Raw genomic sequence first — 19163 nt, forward strand, 5'->3', positions numbered from 1 at the left:
GTCGTCAGCGGGAACGCCGCGCGCCGCCCATGCCGAAGAGCGCGATCGGCACGCCGCCGAGCAGCAGGACGGCCATGCCGAGCAGTGACGCGCGCATGCCGGCCTCCAGCTCGGCGTGCAGGCCTAACGCCAGCGCGGCCAGCGCCACGCCGATCGTCGCGCCCAGCTGACGGGCGGCGTTCAGCGCGCCCGACGCGGTACCGGTCTCCTCCGGCGCGGCAGCGGCGATTACGGCCGTCATGATGGACGGAATCGCGAAGGAGACGCCGAAGCCGGTCAGGACGAGACCGGCGAACGCAAGCGCGCCGCCTATTCGCCCGTCCGCCATGAAGAGCAGCAGCGCGCCGGCCGCCGCCAGTGCGAAGCCCGCTGCCGTCGGAAGCTTCGTGCCGATCCGCCCCGCGAGCCGCCCCGTCAGGATCGGATTGAACGCGAGCGGCACCATCATCGGCAGCAGCGCGAGGCCGGCGTCGCGCGCGGACATCCCGCCCGCGCGCTGGCCGTAATACGGCAGCGCGAACAAAAGGGCGGATAGCGCGACGTTGATCGTCATGCCCGCGGCGAGGCCGCCCGCCACCGCCGGCTTGCGCAGCAGCCGCAGGGGCAGCAGCGGCGACCTCACGCGGGCCTCGGCGATTACGAAGGCGGCGGCGCCCGCCGCCGCCAGCGCGAAAGCCGCGACGATGCGCGGCGAGCGCCAGCCGTCCGTTCCGCCTTGCATGAGCGCGTAAGACAGCGCGACGATGGCGGCGAAGGCCGTGAGCACGCGCGCGGCTGTCGCCGGAGCAGGTCGGGCTGCCGCCGGGCGGGCGAAGGCGGACCCCGGGGCTGCGGCGCGGCGAAGTCGCGGAGCTCGCCGGCGTAAGCGTCGATTGGTACACGTGGATGGAGCAAGGCCGGAACATCGGCATCTCGGCGCAGGTGCTGGACAGCCTGGCGCGCGCGCTCCGGCTGGACGACCCCGAACGCCGGCATCTCTATCTGCTGGCGCTCGATCAGGTGCCGGCCCGCAGGACGTCCGGCATCCCCGGCGTCGATCCCGCGCTGCAGCGGTTCCTGGATCTGCAGGGCGCGAGCCCGGCCTACATCACGGACCAACGGCTGAACGTCGTCGCCTGGAACCGGGCGGCCAGTCTGCTCTACGGTCCGTACGAAGAGCTGGACGACCGCGAGCGCAATTCGCTCTGGCGCACATTCACCTCGCCCGGCGTCAAAGCGCTGCTGCGCGACAAGTGGGAGGCGCACGCCCGGCATCGCCTCGCGGTCTTCCGGGCCGGCTACGCCAGCTACCCCGGCGACCCGCGGTGGGTCGCGCTGATCGGGGAGCTGACGCGGATCAGCCCGGAATTCGCGGCCTGGTGGCCGCAGCACGACGTGCTGGCCGGTCCCGAAGGCAAGAAGGTCAACCATCATGCGGCGGCCGGCCGTCTTGTCTTCGAGCAAATCTCGTTTCTCGTCTCGGACGCCGCGCATCTGACGGCGACCGTCAACCTGCCGGACGACGAGGAGACGGCGGCCCGGATGCGCGCGCTGCTGGAGGTGGACGGCGCTTCCCGGTAGATCGGACGGACGCCCCGATACATCGGTTGACCGATCCGCCTCGCGCTAACGGAGCCAAGCCTTCCCGGCGGCCAGCCGACGGCGTCTCTGGCAACACGACGAATAACCCCCGAGCGCATCATACGCTCGGGGGTTTGCTGTTCGCCGCAATGCTTGGCTTGTATGACTGTTTAACTGTTTGGATCATTGGCCCTATGGCTGCTGGTTGTTGCTCTTTGGCGCCGCAGCCAGCTTGCGCGCTACACGCTTTGGACGGCCGCCTCGAGCGCTACGACGATCATATCGTTGAACGTCGTCTGGCGTTCCTCCGCCGTCGTATCCGCTTCGCCGCTGAACAGGTGATCGCTCACCGTCAGCACGGACAGCGCCTTCGCGCCGTGGCGAGCGGCGATCGTGTACAGCGCCGAAGACTCCATCTCGACCGCGAGTACGCCGTAGTCGGCCAGCTTCTTGACCGGATCCATGCTTTCGCGGTAGAAGTTGTCGGCCGTCAGGATGTTGCCCACTTTGACCGCCAGCCCCTTCTCGACCGTCGCCCGGTAGGCCCGGTGCAGCAGATCGAAATCCGCGGCCGGCGCGAACGTGAAGCCCGGGAACAGCTGGTGGTTGGCCGCGGAATCCGTGGTGGCCGTCATGGCGAGAATGACATCGCGCACCTTGACGTCCTCGCGCATGCCGCCGCACGTGCCGACGCGGATGAGCTGCTTGACGCCGTATTCGCGGATCAGCTCGTTCACGTAGATGCTGATCGACGGCACGCCCATGCCCGTGCCCTGCACGGATATACGGTGCCCTTTATAACGGCCGGTAAAGCCGAGCATGCCCCGCACCTCGTTGTAGCAGCGTGCGTCCTCGAGGAACGTCTCGGCGATGTACCGCGCGCGCAGCGGATCGCCCGGCAGCAGAATCGTCTCGGCAATCTCGCCCGGTTTGGCGTTGATATGAATACTCATTCGGAAATCCTCCATCGTAGGTAAAGTTAGCCCAAGCATGTCCTTCATCGTCGCGATCTATGTAAGTATGCCGGATTAGCGAATCTTCGAACTTCGCCCCCTATCATAATATGAACAGGGACCGTTTACAACATGCGGCAAATCGGTGCCGGCGAACGCCGGGCGGGGTCCGGCTTACGGCCGGGTCCCGGTATCGACGAACGGCGAGAGCGAGCCGGAGAAGGTCAGCGCCAGCTCGTGTAGCGCTCGCGTGCAGGCGATGTACAGCAAGCTGCGATCCGACTCCGTCCGATACGTCTCCGCGTTCGCGAACGGCACGACGACCCGGTCGAATTCCAGCCCTTTGGCGACGGGCACCGCCAGCACGACCGCGCCTTCCCGGAACCCGGTGCTGCCGAAGCCCAGCCGATGGACGCCGGGATGCCGCGCCAGCAGCGCCGCGTGCAGCCGTTCGGCCTGCGCCTCCGTCTTGCACACGACGCCTAGCGTCCGGTGTCCGGACGATCGAAAGGCCGCGATGGCGTCGCCGATCCGTTCGATTTCCTCCGCTTCGTCCGCCGTGCGCATGACGACGGGCTGCTCGCCATGGCGCTCGACCGGCTCGATGCGGCTCACGGGCGCGATTCGCCGGGCGAACGCGATGATCTCCGCCGTCGAGCGGTAGCTCTTCAGCAGCTCGGCCGTCTCCGCCGCCGGAAATACGGCCCGGAGCGTGTTCAGCGTCGACGACGCGTTCAGATCAAGCGGCTGGTTCTCGTCGCCCACGATCGTCATGCCGCAGGCGAATAACCGGGCCAGAACGACGAATTGAACGGCCGTGTAATCCTGCATCTCGTCGACGGCCAGATGCTTGACCGCCTCGTAACCCGCCGCGCCTTCCAGCAGGAGCTTCAAATAGATCAAGGGATAGACGTCGGCGTATTCGACCTTCTTCTTGGCCTTGGGCTTGAACATCTCCGGGGCGCCGATGAAGATGTAGAAGTCCCGATATAACGCAAGCGGGTCCAACGTCCGGAACATCCGGCGAACGGCCGTTTTGATCCGGTTCGCGGCGGCCGGCTTCAGCTTGTCGCCGTGCACGGTCCGGCCCTGCGCCGCGAGCACGGCCGCCGTCTTGGCCAGACGCGGCTTGACCGGCAGACCGGCCGCGCCCCGGTAAGCTTCGGCAACCGCCGTCTCCCCGATCTCCACGTCCCCGAACGCGATCGCTTCGGCGGTGAAGCCTTCCGCCTCCAGATGCGCGAAGTATTCGTCCAGCGCGCGCACGAACGCGATGCCGGCCTTGAATCGGATTCTGTCCGGCAGAGCTTCGTCCGAGCCGGAAACCTGCTCCGCGAGCTGCTCGCCGAACGTCTCGAAGTCGCAAATGCCTTTCAATTCGCGGCTCGCGATGTCCGCGGCGGACGTTTCGGCGATGCGCTCTTCTCCGAGCTCCGGCAGCACGTTCGAGATGAAGTCCGCAAAGACGCGGTTCGGCGACAGAATCATGACGTTCGCGGAGCGTAACGTCTCCTTACGGCGGTACAGCATGTATGCGATGCGGTGGAGCGCGACGGACGTTTTACCGGAACCGGCGACGCCCTGCACGATCAGCACGTTCGCGCGCTCGTTGCGAATGACCGCGTTTTGCTCCGCTTGAATCGTCGCCGCAATTTGCTTCATTTTCTCGTCCGACGTCCGGCTGAGCTCCCGCTGCAGCACCTCATCATGGATACGCTCCGCGCTTTCGAGCATATACGCCATGTCCCCGCGCTCGATCCGGTATTGACGCTTCAAGCCGACGCGGCCCGCGATCTCGCCCGCAAGCGCCTCATACCGGGCTTGCCCGATCGGGGAATCGTAGAACAAGCTGGCCATGGGCGAGCGCCAGTCGTAGACGAGATCCGCTCCGCCGTCCGCGTCGCCGAACGCATGCACGCCGATGTAATAGGTTTCGGCCGCCGTCCAGCCGTCAGGGGTAAAATCCACGCGCCCGAAATATGGCGAGGCCAGCTGCTTGTTCAGTCGCTCCCGCTTCGACATATCCTTCTCCCCGCGGTCGACGGCGAGCGAGATGTCGACCGCGTTGGCCGCCCGTTCCGCCGGATCAAGCTGGTCCCTGTTCGCCCAGACGTACCGTTTCGCTTCGAGGACGCCGCTTCGCGTGCCGTCGATGCGCGCCTCCGTTTCCCGCAGCACGTCCCGCAGCCGGGCCAATGTCTCCGCCAAATGCCGCCGTTCTTCCGCTTCCGTCTCGTTCATCACCATTGCGATCCCCCGTTTCCTCGGTAAAGTAAGCCTAAGTATAGAGGGAAATGAAAAAAAGTATAGACTTATCCTGACGGCCGTATTATTATGTAATGTACGTGGGTCCAAAAAACCTTGTACAACGTTACCGATACGTCCCTCCGTTCTTCGCGAACGGAGGGACTTTTTGCGTCCGGGATGCCTTTTCCTTCGAATAATGGTAAAATGCAACCGTAGCATGCCCATTCGATTTGGAGGTGCCTGACCATGGCGGCAACACAATCCTTTGCCTTTATCGGTTCGTACGCGGATGCGGACGGTCCCGGGCTTTACGCGTGCGCGTACGACACCGAGACCGGGGCGCTGACGCTGCTCGATCAAGCGGCCGGCCTGCAAAACCCGACCTTCCTCGTCCCGGCCGATTCCGCCCGGACCTTGTATACGATCATGGAAAGCAAGGACGCGGATGGACACCGCGTCGGAGCGGCCGCCGCGTTCCGGTTCGATCCGGAAGCCGGCAGGCTGGAGCGCTTGAACGAAGAGATTACGCTGCCGGCGACGACCTGCCACATTACGCTTGACCGGACGAGCCGGTTCGCGATGACGGCGAGCTATCACGGCGGAATGATCGGCCTGTCGCCGATCTTGCCGGACGGCCGCATCGGCCCCGTAGCCGATATTCATCGGCATCACGGCAGCAGCGTGCATCCGGCCCAAACCCAGGCGCGCGCGCATTCAGTCATCGTCGACCGGAACAACCGCTACGCCGTCGTATCCGATCTCGGCCTGGACAAGCTGTTCGTCTATAAGCTCGACCTTGCGAACGGCAAGCTGGCGCCGCATTCCGAGACGAGCATCGCGCCGGGCTCGGGTCCGCGCCACTTCGTGTTCCATCCCGAGCTGCCGACGGGCTACGGCATCAATGAGCTGAACAGCACGATTACTGTCTACGGCTACGACGCCGAGGCGGGCACGCTGACCGCCATGCAGACGATCTCGACGCTGCCGGACGGCTACGAGGGCGAGAACGGCACGGCGGACATCCATCTGTCGCCGGACGGCAAGTTCCTGTACGGCTCCAACCGCGGACACGACAGCCTGGCCGTCTGCCGCGTCGACCCGGCGAGCGGCCGGCTGGAGCCGGTGGAGTACGCGCCGACGCTCGGCGGACATCCGCGCAACTTCGGCATCTCGCCGGACGGGCGGTTCGCGCTCGTCGCGAACCGCGACGGCAACAACGTCGTGACGTTCGCCCGCGACGCCGAGACCGGCAAGCTGCGGCCGACGGGAAGTGAGCTGCAGGTGTCCAAGCCGGTATGCGTCCGCTTCGCGGCGCTGTAGCTTCAACCGTCCCCGTCCCGTCGAGCGCCACCGCGGCTATTCAGCCGGCGGACGAAACCGGCGAGCGCCGTCGTCATCATAGACCGCGCTCGCCTCAAAGCAAAAGGCCGCCCGGTGTCGATTCGTTCGACGCCGGGCGGCCTTTGCTTCGTCGCATACACGCGGATCCATCCCGCGTTAGTCCTCGTCCGGCTCCCAGGCGGGATTCCAGACGACTTCCCACAGATGGCCGTCGGGGTCCAGGAAATGGCCGGAGTAGCCGCCCCAGAACGCGTCGTGCGCGGGATCGACGATCGTCGCCCCCGCCTTCCCGGCGAGCGCCATGACCCGGTCCACCTCCGCCTTGCTCCCTACGTTATGCCCGATGGTGAATTCGGTCGGGCTCGGCGGCGCAAGCGGCAGCTTCGTCTCGTGGGCCATATCCGCCCGGCGCCAGATGGCCAGCTTCATCCCGGCCTGCAGGTCGAAGAACGCCACCGCCCCGTGCTCGAATTCCTCTCCGACGATCCCTTCGGTCGCCAGGCCGAGCCCGTCGCGATAGAACCGGAGCGATCGCTCGAGATCGTCCACGCCCAGCGTCAACACCGTAATCCGCGGTTTCATCCGATCGTTCATCTCTTCGTTCATCTCCTCTCATTCCATGCCGTCGCCCGCGAGCCCGCGCCAAGGCCTCCCCGGGCGAACAAGTCCATTATCGCGCTTCTGCGCCAAGCCCGCTTGTAGAAAACGGACGGCTTTGCCCGTCGAACACGAGACGAGGCGGCAATCCGTACAACCGCCTGAAATCGGCGGCGAAGTGGGACTCGTCGTAATAGCCGTGCGTCAGCGCCGCCTCGACGCGCTTCGCAGGGATGCCGCGGCGCAAGGCTTGCAGCGCATATTGAAAGCGCAGGATGCCGAGCAGCTTCTTCGGCCCGACGCCGAGCTCCCGCTTGAAGATGCGGCGAACGTTCCGCTCGCTCCAATGATAATGCGCCGCCAGGTCGCTGGCGGCCAGGCATCCCCGGCTCGCGTGCATGAGCCGCAATCCGGAGCGGATCAGCGTGTCCGTCTCCAGCGCGGCACGCTGCGGCAGCGCCGTCAGCCGCCGTTGGACCCGCCCGATGACGTCCGCGATGCCGCGAGCGCCGCGCGCTTCTTCCAGCAGCAGCGCCGCTTCGCCGCCCCAGAGCGCGTCCAGCGGCACGGGATCGGACGCCAGCCCGGCGACCGGGTGGCGAAGGAAGCGCGCGGCCGTCTCCGCATAGAATCGGATGCCGAACACGGACCGTTCCGCTCCGAGCTCCGGCGTATCGAACCCGGTCATGAGTCCCGCGGCGAACGCGCCGAGGCCGCCTCGCGGCAGCCGGCCGAGCTCCAGCATGATGTCGACGCAGCCGTCCGGTATGACCCGGTGGCGGCCGGAGCCGACGGGCGCGCGAACGTCGACGGTCCAGTAGCAGGCGACGTACGGACGCAGCGCCTCGCAAGGCTCGTACTCCCGATAGCGATAATCCGCGTCCGTCAACCCGATTTGAAGCATCGGCGGCTGCAGCGGACGGTATGCTTCCATGAACGCCATCGCTCCTTCCCGTGATGTTGGTTCGATTGTAATCCATCCCGTTCCGGAACGGAAGCCGCCGTATCCCTCGACTGTCCCGTCCCGCGATTGAATCCCGCGGAAGTTGGCGATTCTGCAGGCAGCGAACCCCCGCGAACGACAATCGCTTCGGCAAGCGGCGAGCGGCGGTGCTTCCGGCTTCCGGCATCCGTTCCCGGCGCGCTCGACAAAATTTTCATGCAGCCTTGCAACCTTTTTGAAGCTAGGCCCGTCTGAGGCTGTGTGACAGGAAAAAACTACTTCCCTAGAGGTGAAAGAAATGAAAAAACCATTCAAAATGCTAACCCTGACCGCTACCGCTGCTCTCTCGCTCACGTTCGCCAGCCAGAGCTTCGCTGCAGCCGGATTCACTGACCTCGCAAGCGACGTCGCGAAGGATAAAATCATTTCCCTGCAGGAGAGAGGACTGGTTAAAGGCGTGAGTTCCGAACTGTTCGCGCCTCGCGCGACGATGACCGCCGCTCAAGGCGTGCAGCTGATCGTGAACGCGCTCGACCTGAACCTCGATCTCGTCCGTTTCTTCAAAGAGCCGAAAGCGACTGATTATTTCGCGAACGCCAAGGACGACGCATGGTACGCGGACGCGCTCATCATTGCTGCCGTTAACAACATCGGCCTTCCAGCGGACCTCGAGCCGAACAAGAAGCTGTCGCGCGAAGAATTCACGTTCATGCTCATCCACGCGATGGAAGCAAGCGGCAAGCTGCCGATGATCAATCCGGTCGTCGCCGACATCAAGGACGGCGATCAAATCAAGGTGGAGTACTCCGGCGCGATCCAACGCGCGCTGAAATACGGCGTCGTTGCGCTGGACAAGACCGGCAAGCTGAAACCGAAAGCCGCGATCACCCGCTCCGAGTCGGCCGAGGAAATCTACAACGCGCTTGAGTACTTGAAAGCTCACCCGGCACCGGTCGTCGACGGCACGCTGACGGCTTCGCAGGGCGCCGATCTGATCGGCGGCGCGCTGGGCGCCAAAGTCGAGCTCGGCGAAGACGTCGCGCCGGACGCCGCGCTGACGCGCGAAGCATTCGTCGACCTGCTCGTCCGTTCCGTTGAGAAAGCCGGCAAGCTCCCGCTGATCAACCCGGTCGTCGTGGACATCAAGGACCAAGACCAAATCAACGTCGTCTATTCCGGCTCCATCCAGCGCGCGCTGAAATACGGCATCGCGCAGCTGAACGAAGACGGCGCCTTCGATCCGAAAGCGGAAATGACGCGTTCCGCGGCGCTTGAAGCGATCGACAAAGCGACGGCATACCTGAAAGCTCACCAAGCGCCGGCCGAAGCGAACGCGCCGGTTACCGCAGCACAAGGCGCCGACCTGATCGGCAAGCAATTCGGCATCACGGTCGACCTGAAGAGCTTCGACCTGAATCCGGACCAAAAAGTAACGCGCGAAGCGTTCACGCACGTGCTGGTGCAAAGCCTGCAAAAGAGCGGCAAGCTGCCGATGATCAAGGTCGCGCCGGTCGACATCAAAGACGGCGACCAACTCGACGTGCTCTACTCTGGCTCCGCACAAACGGCGTTGAACCTCGGCATCGTCAAGCTGGACGCAGACGGCAAGCTCGATCCGAAAGCCGAATTGACGCAAGCGCAAGCAGCCGACGAAATCGCCAGCGCCGTGAAAGCACTGGAAAAGTACCCGCAAGCGAAATAAACCGCAGCAGCGATCGAAAAACCAAAAGAGGCTGCCCTATGGGCAGCCTCTTTTGCGCGTGCGTCGTAACGTTTATCGGACCAGCACGAAGATCAACGCGATCAGCGCCGGCAGACCCTGCACGAGCCAGATCGAGCGCTTCGCCGTCGCGCCGCCGTACAGCGCAGCGACCAAGACGCAGATCAGGAAAAACAGCTCGATCGCGCGGCCGGTCGTCTCGTCCGGATGCACGAGCCCCCAGACGAGTCCAGCGGCCAGAAATCCGTTGTACAGCCCCTGGTTCGCGGCGAGCGCTTTCGTCGTTTCCGCTTCTTCCTTCGTCGTGCCGAAAGCTTTCATCGCGCGCGGCGTCGTCCATAGAAACATTTCGAGCACCAAGATGTACACGTGCTCCAGTGCGACCAATCCTACGAAAATGGCGGCGAGTATCATCGGGTCCTCCTCGATATGTATGCGTCTTTCACCTTTATATTAGCATGAAAGCTGCTAGACACGAAGATTGAGATTGCCGCCGAGGTGCGGCTGCGCGCTCTGCTGCACCTGTCGTATTGATAGATTATTGATAGATGCAGGTCGGGACACGTCAAAGGACGACGACGATTTTGCCCCGGACATGCCGCTGCGAGAGCCGGGTCAGCTCGCCCGGGATTTCTTCTAGCGAGATGCGCTTCTCGATCATCGGCACGATTTTGCCGGCCGTCATCAGCGCCATGAACTGCTCCGCCATAACGCCGAGCTCGGTCTCCGCCCGTTCGTCGCCGGCCAGGTATGCGCCCGAGAGCATCATTTTGTGCACCGTGAACGTCTTGTGGGACGGCTGAAAATCGGCCACGGTCTCCGGCGCGCCCGCGATGCAGGCGACCTGGCCGCCGAAGGCGAGCAGCGATAGATCGGCCTGCGCCGACTGCCGGTTGATCGAATTGAGCGCGTAATCGACGCCGCGGCCGTCCGTCAGCGCCAGGACGCGTTCGCGGACGTCCTCCGCCGTGTAGTCGATCGCGGCGTGAGCGCCGAGCGTGTGCACATAGTCGAAATTGGCGGCCGAGGCGGTTGTGATGATTTGTCCCGCTCCGAACGCTTTCGCCAGCTGGATCGCATACCCGCCGACGCCGCCTGCGCCCGCGTGAATGAGAATGGAGGCGCCCTGCTTGAGGTTCATCTTGCGGGTCAGCGCCTGATAAGCCGTCAGCCCCGCGCACGGGAACGCCGCCGCCTCTTCGAATGAGAGCCCCTCCGCGATGCGGGCGGCCGCGTTCGCCTTGACGATGCCGTATTCGGCGAAGGTGCCCTGCCGAACGAAGCTGCCGTGGTAGACGACGCGGTCGCCTTCCCGCCACTGCGCGACGCCTTCGCCGGCCCGGTCTACGACGCCGGCGGCGTCGAGTCCGGGCACAAACGGGTATGTCCAGGCCGGATGCCCGTTTTTGGCCAGTTTGTAATCCGCCGGGTTCAAGCTGGCGGCCTTGATGCGGACGCGGATTTCGCCCGGCCCGGGCTCGGGAACCGGCAGCTCCGCCAGCGTCATGGTATGCGGCTCGCCGGGGGCGAGCAGAACGATTGATCTCATCATCGAAAAGACCCCTTTTATAATGTGATTTTCCCTCAAGCATACCACACCGAAGCCGCCCAAGGAAAAAAATGAGATCGTTCTCATCCTCGTCCCGCCAAGGCGGACGCCCGTTCAGAAGCTCTTGGACACCATCAAGTATAGAATGACGAGCGGCAGCAGCGTCGCGGAGATGCCGAATACGGCCCACTGGCGGGATGCGCGCGCGTACGCTTCGGTGACGGTGCCGCGCTGGATTCCCTCGGCGCTGTGATGGATCATCGCGCGCTGCAGCGGGATAAGCACTGCCAGCCAGATGATGCCCGTCACGGCGAACAGCGCGAGCGACGCCGTCAGCCAGTTCATGCCGTGCATCGGCAGATGCTCGCGAGATGCCATCAGCACGCCGGAGACGATGATCAGCAGGAGCCCGGGAAGCGTAAAGGCGTAATCCGCCGCCATGACGGACTTGACCGCGGCGTGAATCGCGACGGGATTCTTCCCGATGTCCGCGCGGACCTTCCAGAACGCGGCCGTCACGATGTTGCCCACGAAGACGACGACCCCCAGCAAATGCAGCAGCAATAATCCGTTCATCTAAGCGCCCTCCCAATTGGAAAATAATTGCTTACTTTCATCATACATACCGACTAACGGTTTGTAAATAAGAAAAATGGAAGGGACCTTGAATAATAGGTCCCTGTCCCTTCCTTCGCCGGCGCGGAGCGGCAATGCCATTCGCGGGCGCCCGAAAGCTCGGCCGCGAACCGAGGCCGCCCCGGCAACGCCCGAGCTCGCTACGGCTCAAGCGCCATCCACGCCTCCAGCAGCGCATCGAGCCGCGCCTGCAGCGCTTCGCGCTCGCGCCAGCCGGCCTCCAGCGCCGCCGCATCGCCGGCGGCATCGAAGCCGCAGAGCCGCTCGTCGGCCGCGGCCAGCTCCGTCTCGAGCGCGGCGATCTCCCGTTCCAGCTGCTCGGCCCGCTTCCCGCCGCCCGGCGCCGCAGCCGCTTTCCGGTCCGCCGGCTGTGCCATCGGTTCAGCCGCTTCCGCGCGGACGGGCGCCGGTCGCTTCGCGCTCCCCGGCTCTCCGGACTCCTCCTCCGGCTCGGCGCGCTTCGCCCGGTAATCCTCGTAATTGCCGAGATAGGCGGCGATCCGGCCGCGCTTCAGCTCCCATACGCGCCGCGCGAGGCGATTGATGAAATAACGGTCGTGCGAGATCGCCAGCACCGTGCCCGGGTACTGCTCGAGCGCCTCCTCCAGCGCCTCGCGCGAGGCGATGTCGAGGTGGTTCGTCGGTTCGTCCAGCAGCAGCAGGTTCGGCGCCCGCCGGACGAGCAGCGCGAGCCGCAGCCGCGCCCATTCGCCGCCGGACAGCGACGCGACCGGCTTGAAGACGTCGCCCCCGTAAAACAAATACCGGGCGAGCACACCTCGCGCTTCCCCTTCCTCGTACGCGCCTTCAACGCGGAAGTAGTCGAGCACCGTCCGTTTGCCGTCCGCCGGCGGCTCTTGCTGCGCGAGATACCCGACGTCGACGCGCGAACCGTGCTCGATGCGTCCGCCGTCCGGTTCGACTTCGCCCAGCAGCAGCCGGAACAGCGTCGTTTTGCCGGAGCCGTTGTCCCCGAGCAGCGCGACCTTCTCGCCGTAGAGCAGGCTGCCCGACGCCCCGTTCAGGATCGCCCGATCCTCGAACCGCTTCTCCACGTTCTCGAAATCGAGCACGCGCCGGCCGGAACGGTCCTGGATCGACAGCGCGAACGCCGCCGTTTTCGGATCGAGCACCGGCCGCTTGAGCACGTCCATCCGCTCCAGCGCCTTGCGGATCGACGCCGCGCGCTTGAAAAACTTCTCGTTGCCGCCGACCCGTCCCCATTCCTCCAGCTGGCGGATCGTCTCCTTCATCTTCTTAATAACCTTCTGCTGCTCCTGATACTGCGCGAACTGCTGGAGCAGCCGCGCTTCCTTCTCCTGCACGTATCCGGTATAGCCCGTCGGATACGCCGACGCTTCGCCGTCCTCGAGCTCGATCGTTTTCTTGCAGACGGCATCGAGGAAGTACCGGTCGTGCGAGACGACGACGAAGGCGCCTTCGTACCGCCGCAGGAACGACTCCAGCCATTCGATCCCCTTCAGGTCCAAATGGTTCGTCGGTTCGTCCAGCAGCAGCAGCTCCGGACGAACGACCAGCTGGGACGCCAGCACGACGCGCGTCTGCTCGCCGCCGGACAAGCTGCCGAACCGCCGCCCGTCGAGCTTCCGGTCAAGCCGCAGCCCTTCGGCCACCTGGTCGATCGCCGTCTCCATCTCGTAGCCGCTGCCTTGCTCGAACCGTTCCTGCGCCGCGGCATACGCCCGCAGCAACCGCTCCATCGCGGCGGTGTCCGCAGCCGCGGCCGGATCGGACATGCGCGCTTCGAGTGCCGCCATCTCCGCCCTCACGCCGAGCAGCTCGCGGTAGCCGTACGCCAGCACGTCGTAGACGTTCATCGCCTCGAATTCGGCTGGAATTTGAGGCAAATACCCGATCGTCAAGTCCTTTCGCACGGTGAGCAGCCCTTCGTCGGGCCGATCGTGGCCCGCGATCAGCCGCAGCAGCGTCGATTTTCCGCTGCCGTTGCGGCCGATTAGGCCGACCTTCTCGCCCTCAAGCAGCTGCAGCGTCGCGCCGTTCAGCACGAGCTGGGCGGCATGGTATTTTTTGATATCCTGCATGTTCACGATCATCATGGTTTTAGTCCTCCTGGTATAGTCGGAAGACCCGCTCTCGAGAGCGCAAAAAAGGGCCGCGGCAACAAGCCGCGGCCCTCCTGGACAGATGCCGGACGATCGGCTCCCGGCGTCGGCCGGAAGCGAAAGGCAATCACCCGTTCATAAGCAATCCGTTGCGGTGGAGGCAGGCTCTTCTCGCGAATGGTCAATCGTATCGTCGTAAATGGACAGACGGATCCCGTTCGCGAAAAATGCATGCGTAATGCCAGCCATGGCAATCGGCAGCTGGCTAATGCGGGAATTGACCCATTCGTGATTCACCTGCCTCACCTCCTTCGCATAATTGGTTCGAGTATAGCACAGGCACCTGCGCCCTGGCAACGGGGCAGATACCCGTTCTGCCAGCCGTACGCGCTATTCGGTACCGGTGGACGCGTCCCCGGAAGAAGCCGTGCCGCCGGCCTCGACGCCCTGCGCGCCTCCGTCCTTAATCTGAATCTTCACCTTCGTCTGCTCCTCCATTAACGCCTGCTGGCCCTTGGTCTGAATGGACGCCAGGGCCGCGTCGAGCGACTGCTTGCCGTCGTACGCGTCCTTCAGCTCCTGCTGCGCGAGCGTCGAGAAGCGTATGTAGAACGCCTGCGGGACGCTGCCGAAGTCCTGGGGCAGCTTCGGCGTATTCGGCTTCAGAGCGTAGAACGCTTTGAAATTATGATTTTCTTCGTCCTTCAAGTAGGTGGTCCGCACCGGGAAGCCGTTGGAGTGGAGCTTGGAGGTGACCCTGGCGTATTCCTCGCTCGTGATGTACCTCACGAACTCCTTGGCGGCCTCGGCGTTCGCAGACTTGGCGTTCACCGCGAATATTTGCCCTACGTTCATGCTCACGCTGCCCTCCGGATTTTGCGGGTCGACCGGCACCGTGACGAGGTCCCAATTCTGCACGATCTTGCTCTTATCCGGGATCCGGCTGCGCCCCTCGTTGATCTGATCCATCAAGTACGTGCCGTCAAGCCTCATGGCGAGCCTGCCGGACACGAACGGATCGCGGAGCAAATAGTCCTCATACGTGCTCGACCCGTTCATGCCATTCGGATCCTCCGAGTAGAGCGCCCCGGACTTGAGTCCGTTGAACGCCGTTTGGTAAATGCGCTTCCAGGAAGGCGTGTCGGCGGTGACTTGGCCGTTCGCCGGATTGATCATCGTCAGGTTCTGGGCGGACCCGATCATGGTGCCCAGCTGATAGGCGTCGACGCCATAGCCCAAACCTAGCCCGTATACGCGCTTGTCCTTGGGCCCGTCGGTCGGGAAGCGCTGCGCCAGCTCGAACAGCTGCTCCCAGGTCATCTTGTCCTCCGGAAGCGGAATGCCGTACTTCGCGAACAGATCTTTGTTGTAGAAGAGCGCTTGGCTGTAAAAGGTCGGCGACAGGCCGTACAGCTTGCCGTCCCCGAACGATTTCAAATAATCGAGCAGGCCAGGAATCAGCGTTTCCGCGCGATAGTCCTTCTCCGCGATCATCGTGTCTAGCTCGAGCAGTTTGCCTTCCTTGGCCATTGTCGACAGCTGGTCGACCGACAGCATCAGGACGTCGGGATTTTCCCGTTCGATGAAGCTCCGCAGCTCCGCCTCGGGATCCGCGACCGGCTTGTCCGAGTAATTCTGATTGGAGACGACCGTCAGCTCGACGTTCGGATGCAGCGCCGAATACACCGTGCCGAACTGATCGTAGAACGATCTCTCATCGTAGTACATCACCTTGAGGGACGCGATATCGCTGCTCGGGTCCGTACCGCCGCCAGTCAAGCTGCACCCGGACATCGCCATCGCGGCCGCGAGACCGGCGATGCTTGCCGAACGCCTTCCCATAAACCATTTCAATGCCTTCACTCCGTTTCCGATTCGCATTTCTTCCAAACGCCACCTATTATAGCATTAATTCTACTATAATTTTCTAATTTTACCTTAAATGTTGGAGATGTCCCGATATCGGAAAACACGGAATGCGCAAAAGAGACGCCCGGGCAAGCCGGGCGTCTCTTCGCGTTCGAACGATTATTGCTCCATCCACTGGTGGTGGAACGTACCTTCCTTGTCCACGCGCTGGAACGTGTGGGCGCCGAAGTAGTCGCGCTGCGCTTGAAGCAGGTTGGCCGGCAGCCGCTCGGAGCGGTAGCTGTCGTAGTACGCCAGCGCCGAAGCGAAGGCCGGAACCGGGATGCCGCGGGAGACGGCGGCGGCCACGACTTCGCGCCATGCGCCTTGGTAGTTCTCGACGACGCCTTTGAAGTACTCGTCGAGGAACAGGTTGCGCAGCGCCGGGTCGCGGTCGTACGCGTCCTTGATGTTCTGCAGGAAGCGGGCGCGGATGATGCAGCCGCCGCGGAAGATCATCGCGATGGCGCCGTAGTTCAGGTTCCAGTCATATGCTTCGGAAGCGGCGCGCATCTGCGCGAAGCCTTGGGCGTACGAGGCGATCTTGCTCGCGTACAGCGCCTTGCGGACGGCTTCGATGAACGCCGCGCGGTCGCCTTCGAAGCGGACCGGCGCCGGGCCGCCCAGCAGCTTGCTGGCTGCGACGCGCTCTTCCTTCATCGCGGAGAGGAACCGCGCGAAAACGGATTCCGTGATGATCGACAGCGGCACGCCCAGGTCGAGCGCGCTTTGGCTCGTCCATTTGCCCGTACCCTTCTGGCCGGCCGAGTCGAGGATGACGTCGACCATCGGCTTGCCCGTCTCCGGATCGGTCTTGCCGAAGATGTCGGCCGTGATCTCGATCAGGTAACTGTCCAGCTCGCCCTTGTTCCACTCGGTGAAGATGTCGTGCAGCTCGCTCGTGCTGAGGCCGAGCACGTCCTTCAGCAGGTGGTACGCTTCGCCGATCAGCTGCATGTCGCCGTACTCGATGCCGTTGTGGACCATCTTGACGTAATGGCCCGCGCCGTCTTCGCCGATGTACGTCGTGCACGGCTCGCCGTTCACCTTCGCCGCGATCGCCGTCAGGATCGGCTCCACGAGCTCATACGCGCTGCGCTGGCCGCCCGGCATGATGGACGGGCCGTGGAGCGCGCCCTCTTCGCCGCCCGATACCCCCGCCCCGATGAAGCGGAAGCCTTTGGCCGACAGCTCCTTGTTGCGGCGCTGCGTATCCGGGAAGAACGCGTTGCCGCCGTCGATCAGGATGTCGCCCGGGCTCAAATGCGGCAGCAGCGATTCGATCGTCGCGTCCGTCGGCTGGCCGGCTTTGACCATGATCAGAATTTTGCGCGGAACTTCCAGCGCGGCCACGAATTCCTCGACGCTGTACGCGCCGACGAAGTTTTTGCCTTCGGCTTCCGCCAGCAGTTCCTTCGTTTTCTCCGGGGAACGGTTGTACACCGCGACCGAGAATCCTTTGCTTTCGATGTTAAGGGCCAAGTTTTTGCCCATGACGGCAAGTCCGACGACGCCGATTTGTTGTTTACTCATGGTTGACGACCTCCTCTTATTGTTCCGATGCGGACAGACGTTTCGCAAGCTCGGCCTTTTGCGCTTCGAAGCCGGGTTTGCCCAGCAGGGCGAACATGTTGACCTTGTACGCTTCGACGCCCGGCTGGTCGAACGGGTTCACGCCGAGCAGCAGGCCGCTGATGCCGCAAGCCTTCTCGAAGAAGTAGACCATTTCGCCGTACGTGTACTCGTTCAGCTCGTCCAGCTCGACGATCAAGTTCGGCACTCCGCCGTCGACATGCGCAAGCCGCGTGCCGATGGCCGCCTGCTTGTTCACTTCGTCCATCGTCATGCCGGCCAGGAAGTTAAGGCCGTCGAGATTGCTCGCGTCCTCCCCGATTGTCAGCTCGACCTTCGGCTTCTTCACCGCAAGTACCGTTTCGATCAGGTCGCGCCGGCCTTCCTGGACGTATTGGCCCATGGAGTGCAGGTCGGTCGTGAAATCAACGGATGCCGGATACAGCCCCTTCGAATCCTTGCCCTCGCTCTCGCCGAACAGCTGCTTCCACCATTCCGACACGTAGTGTAAGGACGGCTCGAAGTTCGCCAGCAGCTCGATCGATTTGCCTTTGCGGTAGAGGGCATTGCGGACGGCGGCGTATTGGTAGCTCTCGTTGGTTGCGAGGTCCGCGTTGTTGTATTTCTTCGAGGCGGCAGCCGCGCCTTCCATCATCCGGTCGATGTCAAGTCCGGCGGCCGCGATCGGCAGCAGGCCGACGGCCGTCAGGACGGAGTACCGGCCGCCGACGTCGTCGGGAATGACGAACGACTCGTAGCCTTCATCGTCGGCCAATTTCTTCAGCGCGCCCTTCGCGGCGTCGGTCGTCGCGTAGATCCGTTTGCGGGCTTCGTCCTTGCCGTATTTCTTCTCCATGTAGTCGCGCAGAATCCGGAAAGCGATCGCGGGCTCCGTCGTCGTGCCCGACTTGGAGATGACGTTCAAGGAGATGTCCTTGCCCTCGAGCAGCTCGAGCAGGTGCGTGATGTAGGTGGAGCTGATGTTCTGACCGGCGAAGTATACCTGCGTGTTGCCCTTCATCTGATTGTGGAACGTATGCGACAGCGCTTCGATCGCGGATCTCGCGCCGAGGTACGAGCCGCCGATGCCGATGACGATCAGCGCATCGGAATTGCTGCGGATGCGCGACGCGGCCTGCTTGATCCGCGCAAACTCGGCTTTGTCGTATTGGAGCGGCAGGTCGACCCAGCCGAGGAAGTCGGAGCCAGGTCCCTGCTTCTCGTGCAGCATGCGGTGCGCAACATTCACAAACTCGCCGAAATAATCCACTTCGTGTTGACCGATGAACGACAATGCGCTCGAATAATCGAATTTAATCCCCATTACGGTTTCTCTCCTCCTGCCTGAACGGCTTCTCTCTATTCAATGGACGGATGGCTTAACGAACGGCTTTCTGCCAATCGGCGGCGAATTTCTCGATGCCAGCGTCCGTCAGCGGGTGCTTCGAGATTTGCTCGATGACCGAGAATGGCACGGTGGCGATATGAGCGCCCGCCATGGCGACGCGCGTCACGTGGTCCGGGTGACGGACGGAAGCCGCGATGATTTGGGTGTCGAGGTTATGGACGCGGAACAGCTCGGCGACTTTCGATACCAGCTGCACGCCGTCTTCGGAGATGTCGTCCAGACGGCCGAGGAACGGCGATACGTACGTCGCGCCAGCGCGAGCCGCGAGGAGCGCCTGGTTAACCGTGAAGATCAGCGTGACATTTGTCTTGACGCCTTTCTTGGTCAGATAACGGCACGCTTCCAGGCCGGCCAGCGTCATCGGCAGCTTGATCGTGATGTTCTTGTCGTTGTTGTTGATCTTGATCAGCTCGTTCGCTTGCGCGATCATGTCTTCGGCTGTCAGCGCGTCCGGCGTGACTTCCGCGGAGACGGATTCGACTTCTGGCACAGCCTTCAGAATTTCCTCGATGCGGTCTTCGAATTTCACGCCTTCTTTGGCGACCAGGGACGGATTCGTCGTTACGCCGGACAGGACGCCGATTTTGTACGCTTTGTTGATATCGGCCAGGTTAGCGGTGTCGATAAAAAATTTCATGGTTTCAT

The 19163-nt window shown here is 63.4% G+C and carries 17 protein-coding genes; 3 read left to right on the top strand and 14 right to left on the bottom strand.

Annotation, left to right across the window (positions count from 1 at the left end):
* Positions 1-4: 4 nt before the first annotated feature.
* The gene (locus ACFPB1_RS08440; protein WP_379223995.1) at positions 5-766 is read right to left on the bottom strand and encodes an MFS transporter; all 762 of its coding nucleotides are present in this window, start codon (positions 764-766) and stop codon (positions 5-7) included.
* Positions 767-774: 8 nt separating this feature from the next.
* Between ACFPB1_RS08440 and ACFPB1_RS08445 the strand changes: the two genes are divergently transcribed.
* Entirely contained in the window at positions 775-1560 is a 786-nt protein-coding gene (locus ACFPB1_RS08445; RefSeq protein ID WP_379224242.1) for a helix-turn-helix transcriptional regulator, read from the top strand.
* A gap of 239 nt (positions 1561-1799) precedes the next feature.
* Here the strand turns inward: ACFPB1_RS08445 and deoD are convergent, their stop codons facing one another.
* Both deoD and ACFPB1_RS08455 read right to left on the bottom strand, forming a co-directional pair.
* Positions 1800-2513 (bottom strand): purine-nucleoside phosphorylase, encoded by a 714-nt coding sequence (gene deoD, locus ACFPB1_RS08450; RefSeq protein ID WP_379223997.1) that lies wholly within the window; start codon positions 2511-2513, stop codon positions 1800-1802.
* Between the two features lie 174 nt (positions 2514-2687).
* A complete protein-coding gene (locus tag ACFPB1_RS08455) occupies positions 2688-4760 on the bottom strand; it encodes a HelD family protein (protein ID WP_379223999.1) in 2073 nt (690 codons plus the stop codon).
* A gap of 246 nt (positions 4761-5006) precedes the next feature.
* Between ACFPB1_RS08455 and ACFPB1_RS08460 the strand changes: the two genes are divergently transcribed.
* Complete coding sequence (locus ACFPB1_RS08460; protein ID WP_379224001.1) at positions 5007-6080, top strand: lactonase family protein; 1074 nt, start codon at positions 5007-5009, stop codon at positions 6078-6080.
* A 177-nt stretch (positions 6081-6257) separates the two neighbouring features.
* Here ACFPB1_RS08460 and ACFPB1_RS08465 read toward each other — a convergent pair whose 3' ends face one another.
* Positions 6258-6683, bottom strand: coding sequence for a VOC family protein (locus tag ACFPB1_RS08465; RefSeq protein WP_379224244.1), 426 nt, complete (start codon positions 6681-6683; stop codon positions 6258-6260).
* 88 nt (positions 6684-6771) lie between these two features.
* Positions 6772-7632, bottom strand: coding sequence for a DUF6597 domain-containing transcriptional factor (locus ACFPB1_RS08470; RefSeq protein ID WP_379224003.1), 861 nt, complete (start codon positions 7630-7632; stop codon positions 6772-6774).
* Between the two features lie 307 nt (positions 7633-7939).
* Between ACFPB1_RS08470 and ACFPB1_RS08475 the strand changes: the two genes are divergently transcribed.
* A complete protein-coding gene (locus ACFPB1_RS08475) occupies positions 7940-9343 on the top strand; it encodes an S-layer homology domain-containing protein (RefSeq protein WP_379224005.1) in 1404 nt (467 codons plus the stop codon).
* A gap of 72 nt (positions 9344-9415) precedes the next feature.
* Here the strand turns inward: ACFPB1_RS08475 and ACFPB1_RS08480 are convergent, their stop codons facing one another.
* From ACFPB1_RS08480 to fsa, 9 genes are all read right to left on the bottom strand, one after another.
* On the bottom strand, positions 9416-9775 hold the full coding sequence (locus ACFPB1_RS08480; protein WP_379224007.1) for a DUF1304 domain-containing protein: 360 nt from the start codon (positions 9773-9775) through the stop codon (positions 9416-9418).
* Between the two features lie 151 nt (positions 9776-9926).
* A complete protein-coding gene (locus ACFPB1_RS08485; RefSeq protein WP_379224009.1) occupies positions 9927-10913 on the bottom strand; it encodes a zinc-binding dehydrogenase in 987 nt (328 codons plus the stop codon).
* 111 nt (positions 10914-11024) lie between these two features.
* Entirely contained in the window at positions 11025-11486 is a 462-nt protein-coding gene (locus ACFPB1_RS08490; protein ID WP_379224011.1) for a DUF2269 family protein, read from the bottom strand.
* A 200-nt stretch (positions 11487-11686) separates the two neighbouring features.
* Positions 11687-13624: a ribosomal protection-like ABC-F family protein gene (abc-f, locus tag ACFPB1_RS08495; RefSeq protein WP_379224013.1), complete on the bottom strand. Its 1938-nt coding sequence runs from the start codon at positions 13622-13624 to the stop codon at positions 11687-11689.
* A gap of 141 nt (positions 13625-13765) precedes the next feature.
* A complete protein-coding gene (locus ACFPB1_RS08500; RefSeq protein WP_379224015.1) occupies positions 13766-13927 on the bottom strand; it encodes an RAxF-45 family protein in 162 nt (53 codons plus the stop codon).
* 93 nt (positions 13928-14020) lie between these two features.
* Positions 14021-15484, bottom strand: coding sequence for an ABC transporter substrate-binding protein (locus tag ACFPB1_RS08505; protein WP_379224017.1), 1464 nt, complete (start codon positions 15482-15484; stop codon positions 14021-14023).
* A gap of 174 nt (positions 15485-15658) precedes the next feature.
* The gene (gene gndA / locus ACFPB1_RS08510) at positions 15659-17071 is read right to left on the bottom strand and encodes an NADP-dependent phosphogluconate dehydrogenase (protein ID WP_379224019.1); all 1413 of its coding nucleotides are present in this window, start codon (positions 17069-17071) and stop codon (positions 15659-15661) included.
* A gap of 16 nt (positions 17072-17087) precedes the next feature.
* Positions 17088-18434, bottom strand: coding sequence for a glucose-6-phosphate isomerase (locus ACFPB1_RS08515; protein ID WP_379224021.1), 1347 nt, complete (start codon positions 18432-18434; stop codon positions 17088-17090).
* Positions 18435-18489: 55 nt separating this feature from the next.
* The gene (gene fsa / locus ACFPB1_RS08520; RefSeq protein WP_379224023.1) at positions 18490-19155 is read right to left on the bottom strand and encodes a fructose-6-phosphate aldolase; all 666 of its coding nucleotides are present in this window, start codon (positions 19153-19155) and stop codon (positions 18490-18492) included.
* Positions 19156-19163 lie beyond the last annotated feature (8 nt).

It is taken from the genome of Paenibacillus sp. GCM10023250 (assembly GCF_042653205.1).
Lineage (GTDB): Bacteria > Bacillota > Bacilli > Paenibacillales > Paenibacillaceae > Paenibacillus_Z.

What these genes read in the sequence shown, in the direction of transcription:
- deoD (WP_379223997.1), bottom strand. Translation starts at nt 2,513, where the DNA reads ATGAGTATTCATATCAACGCCAAACCGGGCGAGATTGCCGAGACGATT.
- ACFPB1_RS08455 (WP_379223999.1), bottom strand. Translation starts at nt 4,760, where the DNA reads ATGGTGATGAACGAGACGGAAGCGGAAGAACGGCGGCATTTGGCGGAG.
- ACFPB1_RS08460 (WP_379224001.1), top strand. Translation starts at nt 5,007, where the DNA reads ATGGCGGCAACACAATCCTTTGCCTTTATCGGTTCGTACGCGGATGCG.
- ACFPB1_RS08465 (WP_379224244.1), bottom strand. Translation starts at nt 6,683, where the DNA reads ATGAAACCGCGGATTACGGTGTTGACGCTGGGCGTGGACGATCTCGAG.
- ACFPB1_RS08470 (WP_379224003.1), bottom strand. Translation starts at nt 7,632, where the DNA reads ATGGAAGCATACCGTCCGCTGCAGCCGCCGATGCTTCAAATCGGGTTG.
- ACFPB1_RS08475 (WP_379224005.1), top strand. Translation starts at nt 7,940, where the DNA reads ATGAAAAAACCATTCAAAATGCTAACCCTGACCGCTACCGCTGCTCTC.
- ACFPB1_RS08480 (WP_379224007.1), bottom strand. Translation starts at nt 9,775, where the DNA reads ATGATACTCGCCGCCATTTTCGTAGGATTGGTCGCACTGGAGCACGTG.
- ACFPB1_RS08485 (WP_379224009.1), bottom strand. Translation starts at nt 10,913, where the DNA reads ATGATGAGATCAATCGTTCTGCTCGCCCCCGGCGAGCCGCATACCATG.
- ACFPB1_RS08490 (WP_379224011.1), bottom strand. Translation starts at nt 11,486, where the DNA reads ATGAACGGATTATTGCTGCTGCATTTGCTGGGGGTCGTCGTCTTCGTG.
- abc-f (WP_379224013.1), bottom strand. Translation starts at nt 13,624, where the DNA reads ATGATGATCGTGAACATGCAGGATATCAAAAAATACCATGCCGCCCAG.
- gndA (WP_379224019.1), bottom strand. Translation starts at nt 17,071, where the DNA reads ATGAGTAAACAACAAATCGGCGTCGTCGGACTTGCCGTCATGGGCAAA.
- ACFPB1_RS08515 (WP_379224021.1), bottom strand. Translation starts at nt 18,434, where the DNA reads ATGGGGATTAAATTCGATTATTCGAGCGCATTGTCGTTCATCGGTCAA.
- fsa (WP_379224023.1), bottom strand. Translation starts at nt 19,155, where the DNA reads ATGAAATTTTTTATCGACACCGCTAACCTGGCCGATATCAACAAAGCG.